Source organism: Duganella zoogloeoides (genome assembly GCF_034479515.1).
Classification (GTDB): Bacteria; Pseudomonadota; Gammaproteobacteria; order Burkholderiales; family Burkholderiaceae_D; genus Rugamonas; species Rugamonas zoogloeoides.
Genome location: NZ_CP140152.1, coordinates 6,177,137 through 6,198,695, shown reverse-complemented (window position 1 = coordinate 6,198,695; position 21,559 = coordinate 6,177,137). Strand labels below are relative to the sequence as shown.

Annotated in this window: 18 protein-coding genes; 11 read left to right on the top strand and 7 right to left on the bottom strand. The window is 61.7% G+C overall.

Annotation, left to right across the window (positions count from 1 at the left end):
• Positions 1-24: 24 nt before the first annotated feature.
• The 5 genes from SR858_RS27210 to SR858_RS27190 form a co-directional block, all read right to left on the bottom strand.
• The gene (locus tag SR858_RS27210) at positions 25-2,802 is read right to left on the bottom strand and encodes an EAL domain-containing protein (protein ID WP_322534192.1); all 2,778 of its coding nucleotides are present in this window, start codon (positions 2,800-2,802) and stop codon (positions 25-27) included.
• Positions 2,803-2,826: 24 nt separating this feature from the next.
• Positions 2,827-4,320, bottom strand: coding sequence for an RCC1 domain-containing protein (locus SR858_RS27205; RefSeq protein ID WP_019924565.1), 1,494 nt, complete (start codon positions 4,318-4,320; stop codon positions 2,827-2,829).
• A gap of 169 nt (positions 4,321-4,489) precedes the next feature.
• A complete protein-coding gene (locus SR858_RS27200) occupies positions 4,490-6,868 on the bottom strand; it encodes a YgiQ family radical SAM protein (protein ID WP_026637784.1) in 2,379 nt (792 codons plus the stop codon).
• Between the two features lie 249 nt (positions 6,869-7,117).
• The gene (locus tag SR858_RS27195) at positions 7,118-7,462 is read right to left on the bottom strand and encodes a DUF4404 family protein (RefSeq protein ID WP_019924567.1); all 345 of its coding nucleotides are present in this window, start codon (positions 7,460-7,462) and stop codon (positions 7,118-7,120) included.
• Positions 7,463-7,479: 17 nt separating this feature from the next.
• Complete coding sequence (locus SR858_RS27190; RefSeq protein ID WP_019924568.1) at positions 7,480-7,689, bottom strand: VF530 family protein; 210 nt, start codon at positions 7,687-7,689, stop codon at positions 7,480-7,482.
• 152 nt (positions 7,690-7,841) lie between these two features.
• Here SR858_RS27190 and SR858_RS27185 point away from each other — a divergent pair, with 152 nt between their 5' ends.
• The 5 genes from SR858_RS27185 to SR858_RS27165 all read left to right on the top strand — a co-directional run bounded on the left by SR858_RS27185 (position 7,842) and on the right by SR858_RS27165 (position 12,181).
• Positions 7,842-8,381 (top strand): PAAR domain-containing protein, encoded by a 540-nt coding sequence (locus tag SR858_RS27185; RefSeq protein ID WP_019924569.1) that lies wholly within the window; start codon positions 7,842-7,844, stop codon positions 8,379-8,381.
• On the top strand, positions 8,378-9,613 hold the full coding sequence (locus SR858_RS27180; protein ID WP_154820069.1) for a hypothetical protein: 1,236 nt from the start codon (positions 8,378-8,380) through the stop codon (positions 9,611-9,613). The genes SR858_RS27185 and SR858_RS27180 overlap by 4 nt, the downstream gene beginning before the upstream one ends.
• Positions 9,610-10,533 carry a hypothetical protein gene (locus SR858_RS27175; protein ID WP_154820070.1) on the top strand — a complete coding sequence of 308 codons (924 nt, stop codon included), beginning with the start codon at positions 9,610-9,612 and terminating at the stop codon, positions 10,531-10,533. Before SR858_RS27180 ends, SR858_RS27175 begins: the two co-directional genes overlap by 4 nt.
• Before the next feature lie 126 nt (positions 10,534-10,659).
• The gene (locus tag SR858_RS27170) at positions 10,660-11,019 is read left to right on the top strand and encodes a hypothetical protein (protein ID WP_019924075.1); all 360 of its coding nucleotides are present in this window, start codon (positions 10,660-10,662) and stop codon (positions 11,017-11,019) included.
• Positions 11,020-11,311: 292 nt separating this feature from the next.
• Complete coding sequence (locus SR858_RS27165) at positions 11,312-12,181, top strand: hypothetical protein (RefSeq protein WP_154820071.1); 870 nt, start codon at positions 11,312-11,314, stop codon at positions 12,179-12,181.
• A gap of 23 nt (positions 12,182-12,204) precedes the next feature.
• On the opposite strand, the gene SR858_RS27160 is transcribed toward SR858_RS27165, so the two are convergent.
• Complete coding sequence (locus SR858_RS27160; RefSeq protein ID WP_019924077.1) at positions 12,205-14,340, bottom strand: M3 family metallopeptidase; 2,136 nt, start codon at positions 14,338-14,340, stop codon at positions 12,205-12,207.
• Positions 14,341-14,459: 119 nt separating this feature from the next.
• Positions 14,460-16,595 carry a M3 family metallopeptidase gene (locus SR858_RS27155; protein ID WP_040378122.1) on the bottom strand — a complete coding sequence of 712 codons (2,136 nt, stop codon included), beginning with the start codon at positions 16,593-16,595 and terminating at the stop codon, positions 14,460-14,462.
• Positions 16,596-17,148: 553 nt separating this feature from the next.
• Between SR858_RS27155 and SR858_RS27150 the strand changes: the two genes are divergently transcribed.
• The 6 genes from SR858_RS27150 to SR858_RS27125 are packed head-to-tail and all read left to right on the top strand — an operon-like array spanning position 17,149 to position 21,557.
• Positions 17,149-17,421: a Flp family type IVb pilin gene (locus tag SR858_RS27150; protein WP_019924079.1), complete on the top strand. Its 273-nt coding sequence runs from the start codon at positions 17,149-17,151 to the stop codon at positions 17,419-17,421.
• Between the two features lie 48 nt (positions 17,422-17,469).
• Positions 17,470-19,005 carry a pilus assembly protein TadG-related protein gene (locus SR858_RS27145; protein WP_019924080.1) on the top strand — a complete coding sequence of 512 codons (1,536 nt, stop codon included), beginning with the start codon at positions 17,470-17,472 and terminating at the stop codon, positions 19,003-19,005.
• Positions 18,990-19,835 carry a hypothetical protein gene (locus tag SR858_RS27140; RefSeq protein ID WP_019924081.1) on the top strand — a complete coding sequence of 282 codons (846 nt, stop codon included), beginning with the start codon at positions 18,990-18,992 and terminating at the stop codon, positions 19,833-19,835. Before SR858_RS27145 ends, SR858_RS27140 begins: the two co-directional genes overlap by 16 nt.
• A gap of 21 nt (positions 19,836-19,856) precedes the next feature.
• On the top strand, positions 19,857-20,666 hold the full coding sequence (locus tag SR858_RS27135; protein ID WP_154820072.1) for a hypothetical protein: 810 nt from the start codon (positions 19,857-19,859) through the stop codon (positions 20,664-20,666).
• A gap of 13 nt (positions 20,667-20,679) precedes the next feature.
• Positions 20,680-21,375 carry a hypothetical protein gene (locus tag SR858_RS27130; protein ID WP_154820073.1) on the top strand — a complete coding sequence of 232 codons (696 nt, stop codon included), beginning with the start codon at positions 20,680-20,682 and terminating at the stop codon, positions 21,373-21,375.
• Entirely contained in the window at positions 21,372-21,557 is a 186-nt protein-coding gene (locus tag SR858_RS27125) for a hypothetical protein (RefSeq protein ID WP_154820074.1), read from the top strand. Before SR858_RS27130 ends, SR858_RS27125 begins: the two co-directional genes overlap by 4 nt.
• Positions 21,558-21,559: the final 2 nt, after the last annotated feature.

Sequence of the window (21,559 nt, the reverse complement as noted above, 5' to 3'; positions counted from 1 at the left end):
TGCAATAGAATCGATTTGTTTTGACTATGACTGGTCGGCTTGGGCGCGCAGCAAGGCGTCGAAATCGGTAGCCGGCATCGGCTTGGCAAACAGGTAGCCCTGGCCATAGTCGCAGCCGGCATGCGCCAGCAGGTCGCGCTGCTCCGGCGTTTCCACGCCCTCGGCAATCACCTTCAGGCCCAGTTTGTGGGCCATGACGATGATCGCCTCGGACAGCGCCATGTCGCTCGAGCTTGGCGCCAGGTTGCGCGTAAACGATTTATCGATTTTCAGATAATCGATATCGAATTTTTTCAGATACGACAGCGATGAATAACCGGTGCCGAAATCGTCGAGCGCCACCTGGATGCCGGCGTCGCGCAATTGCAGCAGCTTGTCGCTGACGGTTGTGTTGGCGTCGAGCAGCAGGCCCTCGGTGATTTCCACCACCAGCGCCTGCCCGGGCAGGCCCAGCGTGCGCAGGTGGCGCAACCAGTCGTCATACCCGACGCCCTCGCGCTGGAACTCCAGCGGCGACTGGTTGATGCTGATCTGGAATGCCTGATCGACCTCGGCGCGCCAGCGCTGCGCCCAGCCGGCCGCCTCGTGGAACACCCACTGGCCGATCTCGAGGATCAAGCCGCTGGCCTCGGCCAGCGGGATGAACTCGCACGGACTGACCATGCCGCGCAGCGGGTGCTGCCAGCGTACCAGCGCCTCGGCCTTGTGGATGCGCCCGGTGGCCAGGTGGACAATGGGCTGGAAGTACAGCGCCAGCTGCTGGCCCTTGACCGCACCGCGCAGGTCGTTGGTCAGGCGCATGCGGTTGAGCGCGGCCACCTGCAGCGCCGGCGTGAAATAGGCGTAGCGGTTGCGGCCGGCGTTCTTGGCCGCGTACATGGCCTGGTCGGCGTGCTTGAGCAGGTCGTCGATGTCGAGCGCGTCGTCCGGGTACAGGGTGATGCCGATACTGGCCGACACGAACGCCTGTTCCTGCCCCAGCGCGAACGGCGCGCGCAGGCTGTCGATGATTTGCTGGGCGATGTGCGCCACCCGGTCGGTACTGTCGAGCTCGGAGAGCACCACCGTGAATTCGTCGCCGCCCAGGCGCGCCACCGTGTCCGACTTGCGCACGCAGGCACCGATACGGCGCGCAGCGTCCACCAGCAGGATGTCGCCGTGCTGGTGGCCCAGCGTGTCGTTGACTTCCTTGAAATGGTCGAGGTCGATGAACAGGATGGCCAGCCGCGTGCGGTCGCGCTGGGCGCGGATGACGTCGGTCTTCAGGCGGTCGAGCAGCATGCGGCGGTTGGGCAGTTGCGTGAGCGGGTCGAAGTTGGCCTGCTGCCAGATCAGCGCCTCGCGCTGCTTGTCGGCCGTGACATCCTCGATCATGCACAGGTGGTGCGGGTGGCCGCCGGCCTCGGCCACGGTATCGATGGCGGTGACCGACATGTCGATCCAGGCCAGCACACCGTCGGGCCGGAACACCCGGATGGTCGATTTGAAAGCGCCGATGCGACCGGCCGTGAGCTGGCCCATCTGCGCCTTGCACTGGGCGATGTCGTCGGGGTGGGCCAGGTCGAGCCACTTCTGGCTGTGCAGTTCGGCCAGCGGCCGGCCCAGGATCTCGAGGTAGCGGGCATTGACGTCGCGGTAGGCATAGGTGTTTGAGTCGACCAGCGCCATGCCCAGCGGCGAGGCTTCGAACATGGTGCGGAAGCGCTGCTCGCCCTGGCGGATTGCAGCCCTCGAACGGCGCCGCTCGCGCGCCAGCAGACTGAAATGCACCGCGCCTGCCACCACCACCAGCACCAGCACCGCACCGAGCACGCGGTACAGCCACAGTGCGGTCTTGCGGTTGTCCGGATCGTACAGAAAGCCGTCGAACCGGACCCCGGCCGGCAGCATGCCCAGGCTGGCGTAGACGTCGGCGATATGGCGCCAGCGTTCGGGATTCATGTAGCCGATCTCGACCAGCACCGGCTGCACCAGCGCCACCATCTGGCGCGCCTCGTACAGCAGGTGTTCGCGGTCGTTGCGGCGCGAGTACTTGTTGAGGATCAGGTCCACCGTTTCCTCGTGGTGGCTCATCGCCCATTGCCAGCCGCGCAGGCTGGCCGCGCGGAACGCCCGCACCCGGGCCGGATTGGCGGCCAGTTCACGCTCGCTGGTAAACAGGTTGTCGCCGTAGAAATCGATACCGACCGAGCGCGGCGTGTGCAAGTCGTAGGCAAAGCCGGCGCGGTCGAAGACATCGGGCTCGTTGGTGGTGTACACGCCCATGGCGGCGATCCTGCCGTCGATCAGGTCGCGCGGATCGTAGCTGGGTTCGAGCCGCTCGTAACTGTCGGCCGGCACGCCCTGCTTGACCAGGTAGGCCAGCAGTTCGTCGGCGTTGCCCATGCCGCTGGCCTGGGTGCCGAGCATCACGCGCTGGCCGCGCAGCCGTTGCAGGTCGGGCGGCTGGCCCGGCACTTGCGGCGTGGCCAGCGCAAACGCGGAATGCTGCAAGATCACGCCCAGCACCACCACTGGCCGCCCCGACAAGCGCGCCAGCAACAGGCTGCTGCTGCCGACGCCATACTCGGCCTTGCCGGACACCACGTCGCGCTCGGCCTGGCTGCTGTCGGAGGCATCGAGGATGCGCACGTCGAGCCCGGCTTCGCGGTAAAAGCCCTGCTCGAGCGCGGCGTAATAGCCGGCAAACTGGAATTGATGGGTGTGCTTGAGCTGGAGCGTGACGCGCTCCAGCGCCGTTGCCGGCGTGCAGGCCAGCGCCAGTAATAACAGCGCGGCCAGCCGGTAAGGAAGATAGTTCAACAAGCGCAGCCCGGCCGGCGGTCCCTAGTAGGCAATCTGCACCGGCGCAGTGGCAGTGGCATTGGTGCCGTTACCCAGTTGGCCGTCGGTGTTCAGGCCCCAGGTCCACAGGCTCAGGTTGTTGCCATCGGTTTGCAAGGCGGCGCTGTGGTTGGCGCCGGCTGCGACGGCCTTCCACGTTCTCAGGCTGCCAACCTGCAATGGCATCAGGCTGCTGGCCACGGTCTGGCCCAGTTGTCCCTCGACGCCACGGCCCCAGGTCCACAGCGTGCCATCGTTGCGCACGCCGATCGAATGGCTGACGCCGCCCGCTACCTGGGTCCAGCGCGCGCTGGCGTCGCTGACCTGGGTGGGCGACGATTGCAGGCTGGTACTGTTGTTGCCCACCTGGCCGCTCTCGCCGGCGCCCCAGGCGAACAGCACGCCGTCGTCATTGCGTATCGCCAGCGAGTGCCGGCTGCCGGCCGCCACCGCCGACCAGTTGGCAGTGCCGACCTGGGTGGGCACGCCCACCTTGGTGCCGGTCGTGCCGTTGCCCAGCTGGCCGTAGGTGTTGTCGCCCCAGGTCCACAGGCTCTGGTCGCTGCGCTTGATGGCAATGGTGTGGGCGTCGCCCGCCGCCACCGCCAGCCAGCTGTCGGTGCCGAGACGCGTGGGCACCAGCAGATCGACGGTCTTGCCATCACCGAGCTGGCTGGCATAGTTGTTACCCCACACCCACAGCGAGACGACCGGCGTGCCGGTAGTGGCGGTCGCCGTGCTCAGCGCCACCACGTGCGACTTGCCCACTGCCACGTAAGTCCAGTTCTTGGCAGTGCCGACCTGGGTGGGAACGGTACGCGGTACCTGGTCGCCCTGGCCCAGCTGGCCAAACAGGTTGTTACCCCACGCCCACAAAGTACCGTCGGTGCGGATGGCCACGGCAAAGCTGTCGCCCACGGCCACCTGTTTCCAGATGGTGCTGTTGCCGGCCACGGTGACCGGGGTGTTGCGCAGCGTATTGGTGCCGTCGCCAAGCTGGCCCTGGATGTTCAGGCCCCAGCTGTAGAGCCTGCCGTCGGTCTTGAGGGCGATGGTCTGGTTGCCGCCGGCCGCTACCTGGGTCCACGGTGCGATCGAGGTCACATCGACGGAACCGGACACGGCCGCCACGGTACCGGTCGCTGGCTGGGTGGCGATGACGCTGTCGGTACCGATCGACCGGCCGCTGACGATGCCGGCGCTGGTCACCTGCACCACGGTGGAGCCGCCGGACTTGGTGGACCAGGTCAGGCCCGTGAGCGCCTTGGTGGTGCCGTCGGTATAAGTGCCGGTAGCGGTGTAGGTCTGGGTGGCGCCGCCCACGATCAGCGTGGTCGAGGGCGCGGTGATGGCAATGCTGCGCAAGGTGACCACGGCTGGCGTGGTGGTGCCGCCGCTGTCACCGCCGCCCCCGCCGCCACCGCAGGCGGACAGCAGCACGGCGAACAAGGCAAACAGCGGCGCCAGCCACAGGGAGGGGGAAGCGAAGTTTTTCATGTTAGTCCTGGGAAAGGTTTGCACCAGTGTAGCCCGTATAAGGGGGGTGGTATCAACCGAGCAGGCTGCTTTTCACAGGGTAATTACGCTGTTGGCGCAATTACGCAACACATAAAAAAAGCAGGCACCGGTGACGGTGCCTGCTTTCAATTTACTTCGGTTTGGCTAGTTACTTGCGGCCGCGTGGCGGCGGTGCTGCGCCACGCGCCGGCTTGCCACCCTTGGCTGGCGGCGGTGCCGCCTTCTTGACCTTGATGGTGTCGAGTATCGACGCGCGCACCTTGGTTTCCACGGTCTGGCGCGCCGTCAGCGAACCGGTCAGTGCATTGGCGCGCTGGCCTGGCTGTTGCGGAGCATTGCCCGCAACAATGCCGGACTTGCCACCCCGGGCGCCCTTGGCGGTACCGGGTATCGGCAACGCCGACGCCGGGCCACGGCGGCCATCGGTATTCGGCTTGCTGTTGGCTTCGCCTGCCGACCAGGCCGGAATCAAATGCTTCTCGCCATTGCCGATCAAGTCGGCACGGCCGAGCGCCACCAGCGCTTCGCGCAGGATCGGCCAGTTTTCCGGGTCCTGGTAGCGCAGGAACGCCTTGTGGGTGCGGCGGATCTTGCCGCTGCGGGCCGTTTCCACCACTTCCGAGTCGGCCGTCACCTTGCGCAGCGGGTTCTTGCGCGAGTGGTACATGGTGGTGGCCATGGCCATCGGCGTGGGCATGAAGGTCTGCACCTGGTCGAGCTTGAAGTTGTTTTTCTTCAGCCACAGCGCCAGGTTCAGCATGTCCAAGTCCGTCGTGCCCGGGTGGGCGGCGATGAAGTACGGGATCAGGTACTGTTTCTTGCCGGCTTCCAGCGAGAAGCGCTCGAACATTTCCTTGAACTCGTCGTAGGCGCCGATGCCCGGCTTCATCATCTTCGACAGCGTGTTTTCTTCCGTGTGCTCCGGCGCGATCTTGAGCAGGCCACCGACGTGGTGCGTGACCAGTTCTTTCACATATTCCGGCGAACGCACGGCGATGTCGTAGCGCAGGCCCGAGCTGATCAGGATTTTTTTGACGCCCGGAATCGCCCGTGCCTTGCGGTACAGCGAGATCAGTTTGCTGTGGTCGGTGCCGAGATTGACGCAGATCGACGGGTACACGCACGACAGGCGGCGGCAGGTTTCCTCGATTTTCGGATCTTTACACGCGAGGCGGTACATATTGGCGGTAGGACCGCCCAGGTCGGAAATGGTGCCGGTAAAGCCCTTGGTCTTGTCGCGGATGTGTTCGATCTCGCGCAGGATCGACGGTTCCGAACGGCTCTGGATGATGCGGCCCTCGTGCTCGGTGATCGAGCAGAAGGTGCAGCCGCCAAAGCAGCCGCGCATGATGTTGACTGAAAAACGGATCATTTCCCAGGCCGGGATGCGGGCCTTGCCGTAGAACGGGTGCGGTGCGCGCGCGTAGTTCATGTCGTACACGCCGTCCATCTCGTCCATGCGCAGCGGCAGCGGCGGCGGATTGATCCACACGTCGCGCTCGCCGTGGGCCTGCACCATGGCGCGGGCGTTGCCGGGGTTCGATTCCAGGTGGAACACGCGCGACGCGTGTGCGTACATCACCGGGTCTTCGCTGACGGTCTCGAACGACGGCAGCCGCACCACGGTCTTGGTATGCTTTTCCTTTTCCATGGCCAGGCGGTCTTCGCGGCTCATGAAGCGGATGGTCTTGACCACGCCGCCGGCGGGCGCGGCCGCAGGGGCCGGAGCCGGGGCAGCTTCCACCACCGCCTTCGGCTCGACCATCGCCTCGTTCACCTCGGCGCCATCGGCAGCCTTGGGCGCATTGTCGGTCGCGCACGACGACGTGTTTTGCTGCACCATCATGTAGGGGTCGATCGGCGGATCGATCTTGCCTGGCGTGTCCATGCGGGTGCTGTTGTGCACGCCCCACTCGTCGCTCGGCAGCCAGCCGCCCGGCACCAGGAAGGCGGTGCCGCGCAGGTCGCGGATGCCCTTGATGTCTTCGCCGGCGGCCATGCGGTGGGTGAGGTCCACCAGCGCCCGTTCGGCGTTGCCGAAGATCAGCAGGTCGGCCTTGGAATCGAGCAGCACCGAACGGCGCACCTTGTCGGACCAGTAATCGTAGTGGGCGATGCGGCGCAGCGACGCCTCGATCGAGCCGATCACGACCGGGATGCCCGGATACGCCTCGCGCGAACGCTGGGCGTACACGGTGACCGCGCGGTCCGGGCGTTTGTTCGGTTCGCCGTTGGCGGTGTAGGCATCGTCGGAGCGGATCTTGCGGTCGGCCGTGTAGCGGTTGACCATCGAATCCATATTGCCGGCGGTAACGCCAAAGTACAGGCGCGGCTTGCCGAGCGCGCGGAAGGCGTCGGCCGAATGCCAGTCCGGCTGCGAAATAATGCCGACCCGGAAGCCTTGCGCTTCGAGCAGGCGGCCGACCAGGGCCATGCCAAAGCTCGGGTGGTCGATGTAGGCGTCGCCGGTGATCAGGATGACGTCACACTCGTCCCAGCCGAGCGCGTCCATCTCCGCGCGGGACATCGGCAGGAAAGGCGCAACGGCAGCGCGGGCAGACCGCTTGGGAACGGTCGCAAATAAATTGGTAGGGGAGATCATATCGGACGGCATTGTACCGGAAATGCCTGTCTCCCGCTCATCGTGCGCGAGAAAAAATCTTTACTTTTCAATCACTTGAACGAAAAACCCGTTAACCACGTGCAGCGATACACATGCCGCGCCACGTGGGGTCGGCCCCCTTACGGGTCCGACCCCGGCCTGGCCGTGCGGGTTTCAAATGCCCATATTGGACAAAATACGCCCGAGCTCGCGCAAAGCCGGCTCCAGCGTCGGATGCTGGGCTGCGAACCTGGCCGAGATCTCCTGGGTACGCTCGGCCAGGCCGAACGTGGTGCTCTCTTCGACGTCCGGCACCGGGTTGATGGCGGCCGGCACGGTGGCCACGCCGGCCACCGCTGGCGAGGCCGCCGCCATGCCCAGGCCCTGGCGGCGCGCCAGCAGCGACTGGATGTCGCCATCGAGGCGCAGCAGCAGGCTTTTCAGTTCTTCGTCCACGGGGCCGGCCGTGGCCAGCTTGCCTTGCAGGTCTTGCAGTGATGCTTTGAGATGGTTGTCCATGTCTATGTCCTTGTTATTCAATCGGCAAACTTGGTGGCTTGATACAGTTCTTCCACCTGGGTTCTTGCCCACGGCGTGCGGCGCAGGAACTTCAGGCTGGACTTGATGCTCGGATCGCTGATAAAGCAGTTGATGTCGATCTTGCGACCCAGCTGGTCCCAACCGTAATGCGCCTGCAAGCGCGTCACCATCGCTTCGAGCGTGACGCCGTGTAAATCGTTACTCATGTTGTTCATACTCGTCATAGGCTATCAGGCCCCATTCTGACATAAATCGCCCGATCTTCCCGCACCGCGAGCGCCTGCAGCAATCTTGCCCCTTGTCAATTCGCTGCCGGTCCGAGTGTCTACAGTGAAACTTTTACCGAGCGGAGCAAGCCATGCGCGCAGTCATTTGCCAGGGCGACCCCACCAGCCACGGCGGCAAGGTCCTGGAAGGCAATCCGGCGATGAAAATCAATGGAAAGCTGGTGGCATACAAGGGCCACATGACCTTCTGCCCCAAGTGCAAGGGCAACTTCCCCATCAGCGAGGGACTCGATTTTCATCACTACACCGGCAAAGGCACCGCGGTAGACGGCATGAAAACCGCGTGCGGCGCCAAGCTGATCGCCACCCAGCAGCTGGTGTTCGTTGCCGATGGCGGGGGCGGAGGTGCCGAGTCCGGCGCTACCGAAGCGCCCAAAGCTGCCAAGGCGGAGACCAGTTACGGCGCCTCGTTCAGGGCAGTGGACCAGTACACCGGGGAACCGGTCGCAGGCCTGGCTTACCGCATGGTGCTGGCCGACGGCACCATCCTGCGCGGCGTGACCGATGCAGACGGCAAGACCCAGTGCGCTACCAGCCAGGAAGCGGACACGGTCGAGCTCCACTGGGAAACCGAAGTGCCCGACGATCAGCGCGATGGTGAGCCGTCATGACCTGGCCATCCCCTGCCGCCACGGTCACCAAGACCGTCGACCGGGACACCTGCACCGTCCCGGTCTGCATCCGCTGCAACGTCTGCTATGAATTCGACACCCGGCTAACCAACCGCGACCTGGCCCTGCCCTACCGGGTATCGCTCAACGGCAAGGTGCTGGAAGGCGCTGGTACCGTGCGCAAACTCGGCGCCAGCCGCAAGATCACTCTGCAAGCCGAGCCAGGCAGCCGCATTGCCCTGTTTCTCAACAGCGATGTCCATCCCAAATTCCGACAAAGTCCAGTCTACGAGGTGGTGGTTGGCGCCAATGATGTGCATATCAAGATTACAGAGAAAAAGGGGCAGCTACGTGACGGCCCCGTGATCGTTCCATCACAGCATAAATCGCCAACGCCCGGCCCGCGCAGGTTGGACACTTATGAGGCGTCGCTGACCGGCGATATCTGGATGAAAATTTCTCACCGGTACACGGAGGCAGAGGCCGATGAGATGCTAGCGAAGGACATACCGCTGGAAATCCGGGATGCAGTGTTGCGCATCTATGCAGGTCTGAAGTCGGTCCAGTTGCAACTGCACATTCCGGCGCGGGGCGCCGCCGCCGCCATGAAGATGAATTTGCGCTTTCAGGAGGCGGACAACGCGACAAAGAACATCACGTCGTGCTCTTTGTTGCGAGACGTATTACCGCGTACCCATCCCCACGCTTTTGCCGCGCTCATGACGGAGGCATATGCCGCAGGGGTGAATGATATTTCGGTGACGTCGTGCTGGCGTCCGATGCTTGGATCGATCGTGCATCGGGCGGGATTGGGATTGGATGTGGTGGCCATCGCCAATGATCACCAGACAATCAAACTGAACCGGATCGGTTTAGTAACAGGTGTGGCCAATCCGAATATCACTCAAACGGAACAGTTCCATTATAAAAAATTTATCGAATCAGATAAATTGTCGAGCAAAAGTCCTGTGCAACCAACCACGAACTTAATTAAAAAAGAAGCCAAACGCGAATGGGAACAGGCACTGGAAACGGGTGAACCTGCGCTCGTAAGCATCTTACGGCAGCGTCTTGAAAAACATATTCATGTTAGCCAAATTTTCGATCCTTGGTATATGGACGCAAATACAAAGGATCTCAGCCTGAAGACTCCCAATACCCAGTTATCAGCAAACGAATCCCTTCACGCAAATCATCTCCACATCACCATTAAGGACTCACATATTTTATGAAAGTCGTGATTTCAATCCTACTTTTCCTTGGCACTTTCTATATGAGCTATGCCTCGCCCTTGCCCACAGGGTCAATCCAAAAATCGTCACGAGACTGGTTAGATATTGATTGGAGATTACGATATGTGATCTTTATAGATTCCGAAAAAAAAATGAGAGTTGAAGTGGAAACATCCAGGCTTTTCAATGCGCAGGATGAAAGGGACGGTAAGGACTACATCTATAGAGATGCAAAAGAGCTACTTGGAAATATCATTAAAACTCAGCCGTCAAAGGGTTCAACAATCGCGACTGCTGCTATTTATTTTGATTCGAGCGGAAAAATATTGAATATGGAACGGCCACTTTCCGAATATAAGGCCAAACTATCGCGTAACGCCGCACTCATACTTATCGGAGGAAAAAATACTGCTAAGCCCTATTGGTTTGCAGACTGGGATCAAGGCTTGTACGGCGACGTTAAATTTTTGCCCGGTGTATGCGTAACAACAGACACTGACCGGTACCGCGACAATTGGCAACCTACCGACCGCAGAGGCCACGTCGGTTGTCGCGAATGGGCTGCCCAACTCTATCAGAAGACGCCTTATATCAATGTCACAACCTACTCCAGCAAGGGAAACTTCATTGGCGAAGTAGTGGGCTGGGCGCGTTTCGAGGATGGTCCCACTCCGATCATCGGCATGCAGGGTAAGCAGTGGCTGTGCTTGCATGAATGCCCTGCCGGGGAGCAACCCGGGATAATACCGGACATTCAGGTCTGGACCCGCAAGCACGGTTTCCCAATGCCCGTTCCGCCAGCTAAACAGCCACTGTACCCCAATAAAGACTATGACGAGGAATTCTGTCAATTGAGCGTGGCGAATGCGATAACCAGACGAAAACTACAAGGACAACCTCAACGAATTCTGGAGCCATGAGCCAATGAAGAGTCCATTGATACCCAACAATCTGTCCATACTAAACGCCAACAGTCTGGAGAAAGCCACAGTTAAATTGCATCGCAAGACAGAGGTGTGCGATGGCCCGCAAGATGGCGAGGCACCGTGACGCAGCCATCACCAGCCGCCACGGTCACCAAGACTGTCGAACGGGACACCTGCAACGTCCAGGTCTGCACCCGCTGCAATGTCTGCTACGAGTTCGATACCAGCGCTACCAAACGCGACCTGGCCCTTCCCTACTGCGTATCGCTCAACGGCAAGGTGCTGGAAGGCGCCAGTACCGTGCGCAAACTCGGCGCCAGCCGCAAGATCACCCTGCAAGCCGAGCCAGGCAGCCGCGTTGCCCTGTTTCTCAACAGCGATGTCCATCCCAAATTCCGACAAAGTCCAGTCTACGAGGTGGTGGTTGGCGCCAAGGATGTGCATATCAAGATTACAGAGAAAAAAAGGGCTGCTGCGTGACGACCCCGTGATCGTTCCATCACAGCATAAATCGCCAACGCCCGGCCCGCGCAGGTTGGACACCTATGAGGCGTCGCTGACCGGCGATATCTGGATGAAATCTCTTACCGGTACACGGAGGCGGAGGCCGATGCGATGCTAGCGAAGGACATACCGCTGGAAATCCGGGATGCAGTGTTGCGCATCTATGCAGGTCTGAAGTCGGTCCAGTTGCAACTGCACATTCCGGCGCGGGGCGCCGCCGCCGCCATGAAGATGATCTTCACATTACTATCATGGACCCAAATATTTTATGAAAAAAATTCTAATCCACCATATAGCATTAGTTCTTATGTGCGCAAATGCAGCTTATGCCACCCCATCTGGCGAACGGCGTCCGTCAAGAGATTGGATTGAGAAAAAATGGGAATTGCGGTACGTATTGTTTATCGACTCAAAGAAATACATGGATATGTATATCAAAGAATCGACCAAATATAATGAGAATGACAGAAAAACGGGAGGGGACGACGTTTACCATGATATCTACGAGTTCCTGCCCGGCATTCAAAAAATCATTCCGACCAAAAAATCGGATATTGCGACTGCTATAATATTTTTTGATCAAAAAGGAAATGTCCAGAATCAGGAAGCACCCTTCAAGGGGCTGGTCGTAAAAATTTCTAGCATCTTATCATTTGTTTTAATAACGCAAGCAGAAACCGAATTCAAGCCTATATCATTTGCCGAATGGAACCAAGGCATACCCGGCGACGTCAGCTTTTCGCCAGCTTTATGCACATTCACCGACATTCTTCGCTACCAAGACGATTGGAACAAATCGAATCGCCGGGGAAACGTCGGCTGCCGCGAATGGACCGCCCAGCTCTACCAGAAAGAACCCTATATCGACGTCACCACGTATTCAAAAAAAGGAAACTTTATCGGCGAGGTGGTGGGCTGGGCGCGCTTTGAGGATGGCCCCACGCCGATCATCGGCATGCAAGGCAAGCAGTGGTTATGCCTGCACGAGTGCCCGGGCGGGGAACAGCCGGGCGTGATTCCCGACATGCAGGCCTGGACCCGCAAGCATGGATTCCCGATGCCGGTCCGGCCAAGCAAACAGCCGCGATACCCGAATAAAGACTACGAAGACGACCTCAACGAGTTCTGGCTCGACTGACGAACCCGTTGAGGTGGCCTCATTTACTTCTCGGTCAATCCACGGCGCTCGAGCAACGGCTCCACCTTCGGATCATGGCCACGGAACTCGCGGAACATCTGCATCGCATCCATGGTGCCGCCCTTGGACAGCAGCATCTTGCGGAAGTAGTCGCCGTTCTTGCGCAGCATGCCGCCGTTTTCGTTGAACCACAACACCGTTTCGGCGTCGAGGCGCTCGGCCCACAGGTAGCCATAGTAGCCGGCCGAGTAGCCGCCCGAGAACACGTGCGAGAAGTACGTGGTGCGGTACCGTGGCGGCACCGGCGCGTAGTCGACGCCGGCGGCCTTGAGCGACGCGGCCTCGAAGCCCAGCACGTCGGCCGGGATCTGCGAAACGCCCAGCTGGTGCCATTTCTGGTCCAGGATGGCCGCGCCCAGGTACTCGGTGGTGCGGAAGCCTTCGTTGAATTTCTTCGACGCGATCACTTTATCGAGCAATTCCTGCGGCATCGCCGCGCCGGTCTGGTAGTGCTTGGCGTAGTTGGCCAGCACCTTCGGCTCGGTCGCCCACATCTCGTTGACCTGCGACGGGAATTCGACGAAGTCGCGCGGTACGCTGGTGCCCGAGAAGCGCGGGTATTTCACGTTCGAGAACATGCCGTGCAGCGCGTGGCCGAACTCGTGGAATAGCGTGCGCAGTTCGTCGTAGGTCAGCAGCGTCGGTTCGCCGTCGGCCGGCTTCGGAATGTTGAGATGATTGGCAACTACCGGGTGGGTGCCCATCAGCGACGATTGCGAGACGTAGGCATTCATCCAGGCGCCGCCGCGCTTGTTGCCGCGCGCGTAAAAGTCGGCGATGAAGATGGCCAGATGCTTGCCGTCGGCATCGAACACGTCGAAGGTGCGCACATCCGGGTTATACACCGGCAGATCCTTGCGTTCCTTGAAGGTCAGACCATAGACCTGGTTGGCGGCAAAGAATACGCCGTTGACCAGCACGCTGTTGAGTTCAAAGTACGGTTTGAGCTGGTTCTGGTCGAAATTGAAGCGCTCGGCGCGGACCTTGTCGCTGTAGAACGACCAGTCGTGGGCGGCTAGCTGGAAGCCGCCATTCTCCTTGTCGATCACTTGCTGGATTTCGGCGCCTTCTTTTTTCGCATTGGCAACAGCCGGGCGGGCAAACGCGGACAGCAGTTCGTTGACCGCTTCCGGCGTGCGCGCGGTCTGGTCTTCGAGCGAATAGGCGGCAAAGCTGGCGTAGCCGAGCAGTGCCGCTTTTTCGGCGCGCAGCTTGGCCAGTTCCAGCACCACGGCGGTGTTGTCGAACTTGCCGCCGTGGCTGCCGCGTGCCAGCGATGCGGCCATCAGGCGCTCGCGCACGGCGCGGTTGGTCAGCACGGCCAGGTTGGCCTGGCCGGTGGTGTTGACGACCGGAATGGCGAACTTGCCTTCCAGGCCGCGCGCGGCAGCGACCTTGGCGGCAGCGTCGATGGCCTTGTCGGTCATGCCGGCCAGCTCGGCGCGGGTATCGACGATCAGCGCCGAGGCGTTGGCTTCTTCGAGCACGTTTTGCGCGAACGTGGTTTGCAGCTTGGCCAGTTGCGCATTCATGGCCTTCAGTTTGTCCTTGTCGGCGGCCGAGAGCTTGGCGCCGGCGCGGACGAAGTCGGTGTGGTAGCGCTCGAGCAGGTACTTCGATTCGGCGTCCAGTTTCAGGGTGTCGCGCTTGTCGTACAGCGACTTGATGCGGGCGTACAGCTTGGCGTTCAGGCGGATGGCGTCGCCGTGCGCGGAGCGCTTGGGCGAGAGGTCGCGTTCCAGGGCCTTGAAGGTGTCGTTGGTGTTGGCGCCGGACAGGTTGCCGAACACGCTCGAGACGCGCGCCAGCAGGCGGCCCGATTTTTCCATCGCCACGATGGTGTTGTCGAACGTGGCGGGCGCCTTGTTGTTGGCGATTTTCTCGATCTCGGCCGCTTGCTGGCGCATGCCTTCTTCAAAGGCGGGCGCGTAGTCCTCGTCCTTGATCTTGTCGAATTGCGGATAGCCGTATTGCAGCGGGCTGACCTTGGCGAACGGATTGCTCGCCGCAAGCATCGTCGCAGGTTCCGCGGTGGCGGCATGGGCAACGCTGCAGATGGCAGCGATGCTGGCGGCGATGATCAGGTTATGTCGAATCATGGTGTCCCTTCGATACAAAAAAATATTACCCCGCACCGCGCCGGGGTCGGACCCCGTACGGGGTCCGACCCCATCGATTGCGGGGTCCGACCCCATCGATTGGTGGGGTAATGGTCAAATTACTTGCCGGTCAAACCGCGGCGCTCAAGCAACGGCTCGATGACCGGATCGCGGCCACGGAAGTTGCGGAACAAATTCATGGCGTCGTCGGTGCCGCCGCGCGAGAGCAGCTTGCTGCGGAACCAGTCGCCGTTTTCGCGCTTTAAGCCGCCCTTTTCCTTGAACCATTCGACGGTGTCGGCATCGAGCTTTTCCGACCACAGGTAGGCGTAGTAGCCGGCCGAATAGCCGCCCGAGAAGCTGTGCGAGAAGTACGTGGTGCGGTAGCGCGGCGGCACCGGCGCAAAATCGACACCCATGTCCTTGAGCGACTTCGCTTCGAAGGCCAGCACGTCGGTCGGGATTTGCGCCGGCGTCAGCTGGTGCCAGCGCTGGTCCAGCAGCGACGCCGACAGGTACTCGGTGGTCTTGAAGCCCTGGTTAAATTTCTTCGACGCGATGACCTTGTCGAGCAGCTCTTTCGGCATCGGCGCACCGGTCTTGTAGTGCTTGGCGTAGTTGGCCAGCACTTCGGGCCAGATCGCCCACATTTCGTTGACCTGCGACGGGTACTCGACGAAGTCGCGCGGCACGCTGGTGCCCGAGAAGCGCGGGTACTTCACGTTCGAGAACATGCCGTGCAGGGCGTGGCCGAATTCGTGGAAGGCGGTGGTCACTTCGTCGTAGGTCAGCAGCGTCGGTTCGCCCGCTGGCGGCTTCGGAATGTTGAGGTGGTTGGCCACGACCGACTTGGTGCCCAGCAGCGACGATTGCGAGATGTATTCGTTCATCCAGGCGCCGCCCTGCTTGTTGCCGCGCGCGTACATGTCGGCCAGGAAGATCGCCAGCTGCTTGCCGTCGGCATCGAACACGTCGAACACGCGCACGTCCGGGTTGTACACCGGCAGGTCCTTGCGTTCCTTGAACGTGATCCCGTAGAGCTTGGTCGCGGCAAAGAACACGCCGTTGATCAAGACGTTGTCGAGTTCGAAGTACGGTTTGAGCTGGCTCTCGTCGAAGGCGAAGCGCTGGGCGCGCACCTTGTCGGTGTAATAGGCCCAGTCGCCGGCGCTGATCTTGAAATTCTGCTTGTCGGCATCGACCACGGCTTGCAGGTCGGCGGCCTCTTTTTTGGCGTTGTTGACCGCTGGCGTGGCCAGTTCGGTCAGCAGCTTGTTGACGGCAGCGGTGTCGTGCGCGGTCTGGTCTTCCAGCGAGTAGGCGGCGTAGTTTTCATAGCCGAGCAAGGTGGCTTTTTCGGCGCGGGCCTTAACGATTTGCAGCACCAGTTGGCGGTTGTCGAACTGGCTGCCGTGGCTGCCGCGCTCGAGCGAGACGGCCATCAGCTTCTGGCGCACCTTGCGCTTGGTGAGCACGGCCAGCGGCGGCTGGCCGGTGGTGTTGACCAGGGCGACGACGAACTTGCCGTCCTTGCCCTGGGCCTTGGCGGCCGCAGCGGCTGCGTCGATCTCGGCCGCGCTCATGCCATCGAGTTCTTCGCGGGTATCGACCACCAGCGCCGAGGCGTTGATTTCTTTCAGTACATTCTGGGTGAAACTGGTTTGCAGCGTGGCCAGCTTGCCGTTGAGCTCTTTGAGCTTTTCCTTGTCGGCAGCGGACAGCTTGGCGCCGGCGCGCACGAAGTCGGTGTGGTAGCGCTCGAGCAGGTGCTTCGATTCGGCATCGAGTTTCAACGCGTCGCGCTTGTCGTACAGCGCCTTCACGCGCGCATACAGTTTCGGATTCAAATAGATGGCGTCCTGGTGGGCGGCCAGCTTGGGCGACATTTCGCTGTCGATCGCATCGAGCTTGTCGTTGGTGTTGGCGCCTTGCAGGTTGCCGAACGTGGTTTGCACGCGGGTGAGCAGCGCGCCCGATTTTTCCATCGCCACGATGGTGTTCTCAAAACTGGCGGGCGCCTTGTTGTTGGCGATCGCCGTGATTTCCTTCAGGTGGATCTTCATGCCCTCGGCGTACGCAGGCAGGAAATGCTCATCCTTGATCTTGTCGAAGGCCGGGTACTGGAACGGCAAGGTGCTGGCAGTGGCCAGCGGGTTGCCGGCCAATGGCGAAGCAGCAGGCGCAGCTGCCAGGACAGGTTGCGCAAAGGCGATGCCAAGCGCGGCGGCAACAAGCAACAGGTGGGGACGGGCCATGTCGATCTCTTTCATTAAACGCCAAGGGAATGCTGCCGCAGCGGGAGAGCTCCCATTGCGCAGCGCACAAGCGTTCGATCATAGCAGGGCGGCAAGGTGAACGTCATCAGCAAAAATTGCTGCAGTGCAGTTGATCGGAACGCGAACCTGATTCCCGAATAAAGATTTGCTCATGAAAAGTTTTTACGAACAAAGCTGACGTGGGAACGCAACACGGACGTGAAAAAGTCGGCTCGGGTAGCGCTCCCATGCAGTGCGTCTGCTGTCGCTGCGGCAACTTGCCGGCCGGCTCCAGAATCGAATTTAATTTTGCTGGTTTCCATTGCAGTTATGTGCGCCACGGCGCTCGATGGCTGCGTAGAAATAGCGATAAATAATATTCGCTTCGATTCCAGCAACTAATTAATTCCAGCAATCCGCCCATATCACAAAAGGGCGGAAATACGTGCTGCGCCACGGTTGAGCCACCTCATTCGCCTGATATTGACTGCTCCGGCTTTAAAAATCACCATGAATCGGCATTTCGCTCATTTTGATTTAAGGAGTCATTATCATGAACAATTTATTTTCACAGCACCAACGCGGCCAGGGGATGATGGAATACGTGATCATCGTCGCCATGATTGCCGTGGCCGCCATCGGCGTGTACTCGGTCTTCGGCCAAACCATCCGCAACCAGACGTCGGGCCTGGCCAACGAAGTGGCAGGCAAACCGGCCCAGGCGCAGATCCAGGCCGCCGGCACCACGGCGCAAACCGCCGCCACCCGCGCCAATACCAAAAAAGGCATGTCCGAATATAACAAGGATAACGATGCCGGAAATTAATTCAGAAAATACCGACATTAAATATTTACGTATAAATACGAGCCCATCATGTGCGGCCAGCGGCCCAAAGCGTATTCATCATGGCGCCAGCGCGGCCAGGCCATGGTACTTACCTTGTTACTCGGCATCGCCACCGCGCTGATGACCCTGGTTTTATTTAATAGCGGCATATTGGCCAATACCAAAACCCGTTTGCAAAACGCCGCCGACGCCGGCGCTTACAGCGCCGGCGTCCTGCAGGCGCGCGATCACAATTTTTCCGCCTATCTGAACCGCGCCATGGTCGCCAACCAGGTGGCCGTGGTGCAAATTGCCAGCCTTAAATCGTATCTGGAAGATGCGGCGGCCACGCGCAAGCGGATGGATGGGGCGGTGTTGAGTCTCGAGGCCCTGCTTCCGGATAACAAGCCTGAATGGGAGTTTGCCGAGAACCTGCCGATCGCCACAACCCATTCCGCCTTTTCTGCCTTTGCGGGACCGGCAGTCACCGGTCTCGACGCGCTGATCAAGGCGTTCGAGGTGGCGCAGCAAGCGCACCACGTGGCCACGGCAATCAACATGGCGCAGGTGGCGGACGAGGCCATCAAGCGCAACGACCCGCAAGCGCAGTTGACCTCGGGGGCATTCCTGGTCGGCCGTACCGCCTTGCAAGTGCAAGCCTGGGGTAACGCTACCCGCCAGCATCGCGCCAACGATCCCTCGGCAGTTGCCGACCGCTTTGCCGACGTTACGGTCAGCAGCAATTCGACCGATGGTTTTACCCGCAACAGACCCTCCACGCCAACGGCGCGCTGGCGTTTCACGGAAGTCAAACCATGCAAGCTGCTGCCCAACCACGCCTACTCGAGTACTTTTTTTGCGTTTGCCCACGCGGGCGGCAGCTTCCTCGGCAGCGACAAAAAACGCTGGCTGTCGCTGGACGCCACGCTGGGCGGTGGCTTTGCCACATGCACATTCTGGTATCCGTGCTGGACCGGCATCTGCTACACCACCACGTCCTGGCCTCTGATCGACGACGACATCGTCGGCGGCTCCGGCGGTGCGGTGGCCGGCAGGAGCGGCGGCTACAGCGATGACACCGGTTACCGCAACAACCCTGCTGCCAGCGACCATTACGGCGCCGCGCTGATTTCGCCGCTCACGTTTGTGCCGGCAAAAATGCGCTATGAGCAGGGGCCGGGCACTTCGCTCGACACCGCAGGCGGCCTGCAAAACTACTACCGCGACGCGCGCAATCCCACCATCACGCCCGCCGACCAGACACCGGAGCGCAACGGCGGCGCCTATGCCGTCACCATCGAAGCCGAGCGCACGGGCAGCACCATCCACACCAGCGGCAAACTGCTGCCCGGCAGCGACGCCTTGCGGCTGCAGGACGGCATGCGCGGCGACACGCTGCGCACGCTGGCAGCGGCGCAATCGTATTTTTATCGCAGCAAAGCCGATGGCGCCGGTTTGACGCGCGCCGGCTGGGGCCGCAGCGACGGCAAGACCGAAGTCGCCAACCTGTTCAGCCCGTACTGGCAGGCGCGCCTGAGTGATCGCAGCGTGGCAGACCGGAGCGCATCATGGGCTGCCCAGTGATCGGCCCGGCCCGCCGCAGGTTTGTCCGCCAGCATGGCCAGGCCATGGTGGAATTCCTGGTGGCGGCCATGTTCGTGCTGATACCGCTGTTCATCGCGGTGACCGCGCTGGCCAAGCTAGCCGATGTGCAGCACACCACCACCATGGCAGCGCGCTACGCCGCCTGGGAGCGCACGGTCTGGTATGAACCATCGGCCACCGGCTTCAATACCCTGCACGACCCCAACCAGAAATCGTCCGAGGAAATCAACAACGAAATCGCGCTGCGGCTGATCCATGACCGCCAGGCCGGCGCCGTGATCCGCGCCACCGATCGCAACGCTACCGCGTTCGATAACGGTAGCGACCCGTTGTGGCAAGACCATGCGGGCACGCGCTACCTCGACAACCGCTCGCAGATCGAAGGCGACATTGCTGCCGTCAAGCCGGACACCGATATCGCCGGCGCCGTCATCGACACCCTGCACAACGTCAGCGTCAAGGGACTGGTCAATTTCGTGCCGCCGTTGCCGGTCGAATCGTTGGTTGTGGCCGAGGTATCGATCGACCGGGTAGCCAAGAACAGCGCAGCGTACCAGCGGCTGTGGTCCGGTACACCGTGGCAAGGCATCGCCTTCACCGCCAGTGGCACCATCCTGTCCAACACCTGGGCCGCCAACGCCCGCAGCGGCACGCGCGCCATGGTGGAAAAGATGGTGCCCACCGCCCAGGGGCTGGGCGCGCCGATCACGGCCGCCAGGCTGGCGATGCTGCCCTGGGACGGCGCCACCGCCACCATCGAGGTCGGCAAGGTCAGTGTCGACCAGGTGCCGGACGACCGGCTCAAGTAACCGCTACTAGAGAGGCTGATCGTGCTCACCATCGTTCCCTTGTTCGCGGCCGCAGTTGCGCTGACCGGCAGTGCCGCCGGCGCTGCGCCGCCGGCCTTCACGCCCGAGATGCTGAACATGCTGCCACCGCCAGGGCTCTACCGCCTCGAAGCCGGCCAGGGCATCACCCGGCACCTGGATACACCCGTGACAATCACCGATCACAAGAATGGTGCTACCGGCACGGTCACGACGACCACCGACACCGGCGAGAACCACAGGGTCACCACCACCACTGGCGGGCGCAGCACGACCTGCCGACGGATGGGCCAGCAGGTCGTGCCCGAATCAGCCACCTTTGCCGCGCCACACGCCTGTAAAAACCTGTCCTTGACGCTCGACGGCAACACTCTGACCATGGTGGACCAATGTTCCATTGGCCGCATGACCAGCATCGTGCGCAAGCTCAGCGACACGACCTGGGAAAACGCCTTTGACGTCGCCCAGCCGGTGTCCCTGCCGGGCGACGCGTGGGGCGTGCCGGAATTGCTGGAAGCTACCGGTACGCCCGAGCAGCGTGAACAGGCCAGGCAAGTGCGCCGCATCAAAACCGAACGCGATGCGCAGGCGGCAGCGGACATTGCGCGGGTACGCGCAGCATTGAACCGCGACTTGCAAACTGCCCGTACCGCCAAGGAGCGCGCCAGCGCGCGCAAGGCGATCGAGGTCATGGCAGGCATCGACACCCGCCAGCCAGCCATTCGTCACACCCACACCGAACGCTGGACCCTTATCAGCCGCGCATGCGGCGCGGTCAAACCCGGCCCCGTCGCGCCGGCCTTGCAACAGTGACCGGAAGATTGCCATGCCATCCCCTTCCTCATTACTTCTTCTCGCCCTCGGATGCTGCCTGGCCGCACCAGGCAGCGCGCAACCGTGCCCGGCCGGCATCCCGCCCGGCCTGAGCGCGGTGCCGGTTGCCAGCAACGTCGCCAGCGCCGGCCTGGGGCTCGACATCCGCCAGGTGCAAGGCAAGGAAGATCTCGCCACCATCCTGGATCGTACCGAACAGCAATGGCGTGCGGCCGGCCACGCCGTTCGGCGCGACGCCACCGCCGGCTGGCAAGTGCTCTCCGCCCTGGGCGGTGACTGCCTGGTGACCTTGCAACTGGTGCCGCAAGGTAGCAAGGGGAGCTTTGGCTACCTGTCGCGCGGCCGCAAGGCGACGGCCTCCTTGCGCGCGGTGACCCCGGCCGCGCTGGGCGTGCCGCTGCCGCCGGGGGCGGCGCTGGCGTCATCGGTGGCCAGCAACGACGATGGCCGGCGCGGCGTGACGATGGCGCTGCATTCGCGCATGCCGGTGCCGCAGCTGCGCCAGTTTTACATGCAGCAGCTGGCCGCCGGCGGCTGGCGCGCCACGCGCGCGCACGACATCGACGACCGGCAGCGCGGCGCCGGCATGACCTTCATCACCGCCCAGCGCGACCGGCGCCAGATCAGCATCGTCATCTGGCCCGACGGTCCGAGCCAGATCATCCTTACCGCCGTGGAGGCGCTATGAAATCGCTTGTTCGTCACGATCCTCATTGCGGTCAGGCGATGACCGAATACGTGGTGGTGCTGCTGTTCGTGGTGGTGGCGCTGGTGGCGGCCACACACCCGTCGTCGCCGGTGCACGCGCTGGTGGCCGCGTTGAAGGATGCGTACGCGGCCTATTCCTATGCGATTTCGCTGAGCGTATGAGC

Excerpts from the sequence above, each read along its gene's own strand:
- SR858_RS27145 (WP_019924080.1), top strand. The coding sequence starts at position 17,470 with ATGTGCGGCCAGCGGCCCAAAGCGTATTCATCATGGCGCCAGCGCGGC.
- SR858_RS27205 (WP_019924565.1), bottom strand. The coding sequence starts at position 4,320 with ATGAAAAACTTCGCTTCCCCCTCCCTGTGGCTGGCGCCGCTGTTTGCC.
- SR858_RS27150 (WP_019924079.1), top strand. The coding sequence starts at position 17,149 with ATGAACAATTTATTTTCACAGCACCAACGCGGCCAGGGGATGATGGAA.
- SR858_RS27165 (WP_154820071.1), top strand. The coding sequence starts at position 11,312 with ATGAAAAAAATTCTAATCCACCATATAGCATTAGTTCTTATGTGCGCA.
- SR858_RS27175 (WP_154820070.1), top strand. The coding sequence starts at position 9,610 with ATGAAAGTCGTGATTTCAATCCTACTTTTCCTTGGCACTTTCTATATG.
- SR858_RS27125 (WP_154820074.1), top strand. The coding sequence starts at position 21,372 with ATGAAATCGCTTGTTCGTCACGATCCTCATTGCGGTCAGGCGATGACC.
- SR858_RS27180 (WP_154820069.1), top strand. The coding sequence starts at position 8,378 with ATGACCTGGCCATCCCCTGCCGCCACGGTCACCAAGACCGTCGACCGG.
- SR858_RS27160 (WP_019924077.1), bottom strand. The coding sequence starts at position 14,340 with ATGATTCGACATAACCTGATCATCGCCGCCAGCATCGCTGCCATCTGC.
- SR858_RS27200 (WP_026637784.1), bottom strand. The coding sequence starts at position 6,868 with ATGTCCCGCGCGGAGATGGACGCGCTCGGCTGGGACGAGTGTGACGTC.
- SR858_RS27195 (WP_019924567.1), bottom strand. The coding sequence starts at position 7,462 with ATGGACAACCATCTCAAAGCATCACTGCAAGACCTGCAAGGCAAGCTG.
- SR858_RS27155 (WP_040378122.1), bottom strand. The coding sequence starts at position 16,595 with ATGGCCCGTCCCCACCTGTTGCTTGTTGCCGCCGCGCTTGGCATCGCC.
- SR858_RS27190 (WP_019924568.1), bottom strand. The coding sequence starts at position 7,689 with ATGAGTAACGATTTACACGGCGTCACGCTCGAAGCGATGGTGACGCGC.
- SR858_RS27130 (WP_154820073.1), top strand. The coding sequence starts at position 20,680 with ATGCCATCCCCTTCCTCATTACTTCTTCTCGCCCTCGGATGCTGCCTG.
- SR858_RS27185 (WP_019924569.1), top strand. The coding sequence starts at position 7,842 with ATGCGCGCAGTCATTTGCCAGGGCGACCCCACCAGCCACGGCGGCAAG.
- SR858_RS27140 (WP_019924081.1), top strand. The coding sequence starts at position 18,990 with ATGGGCTGCCCAGTGATCGGCCCGGCCCGCCGCAGGTTTGTCCGCCAG.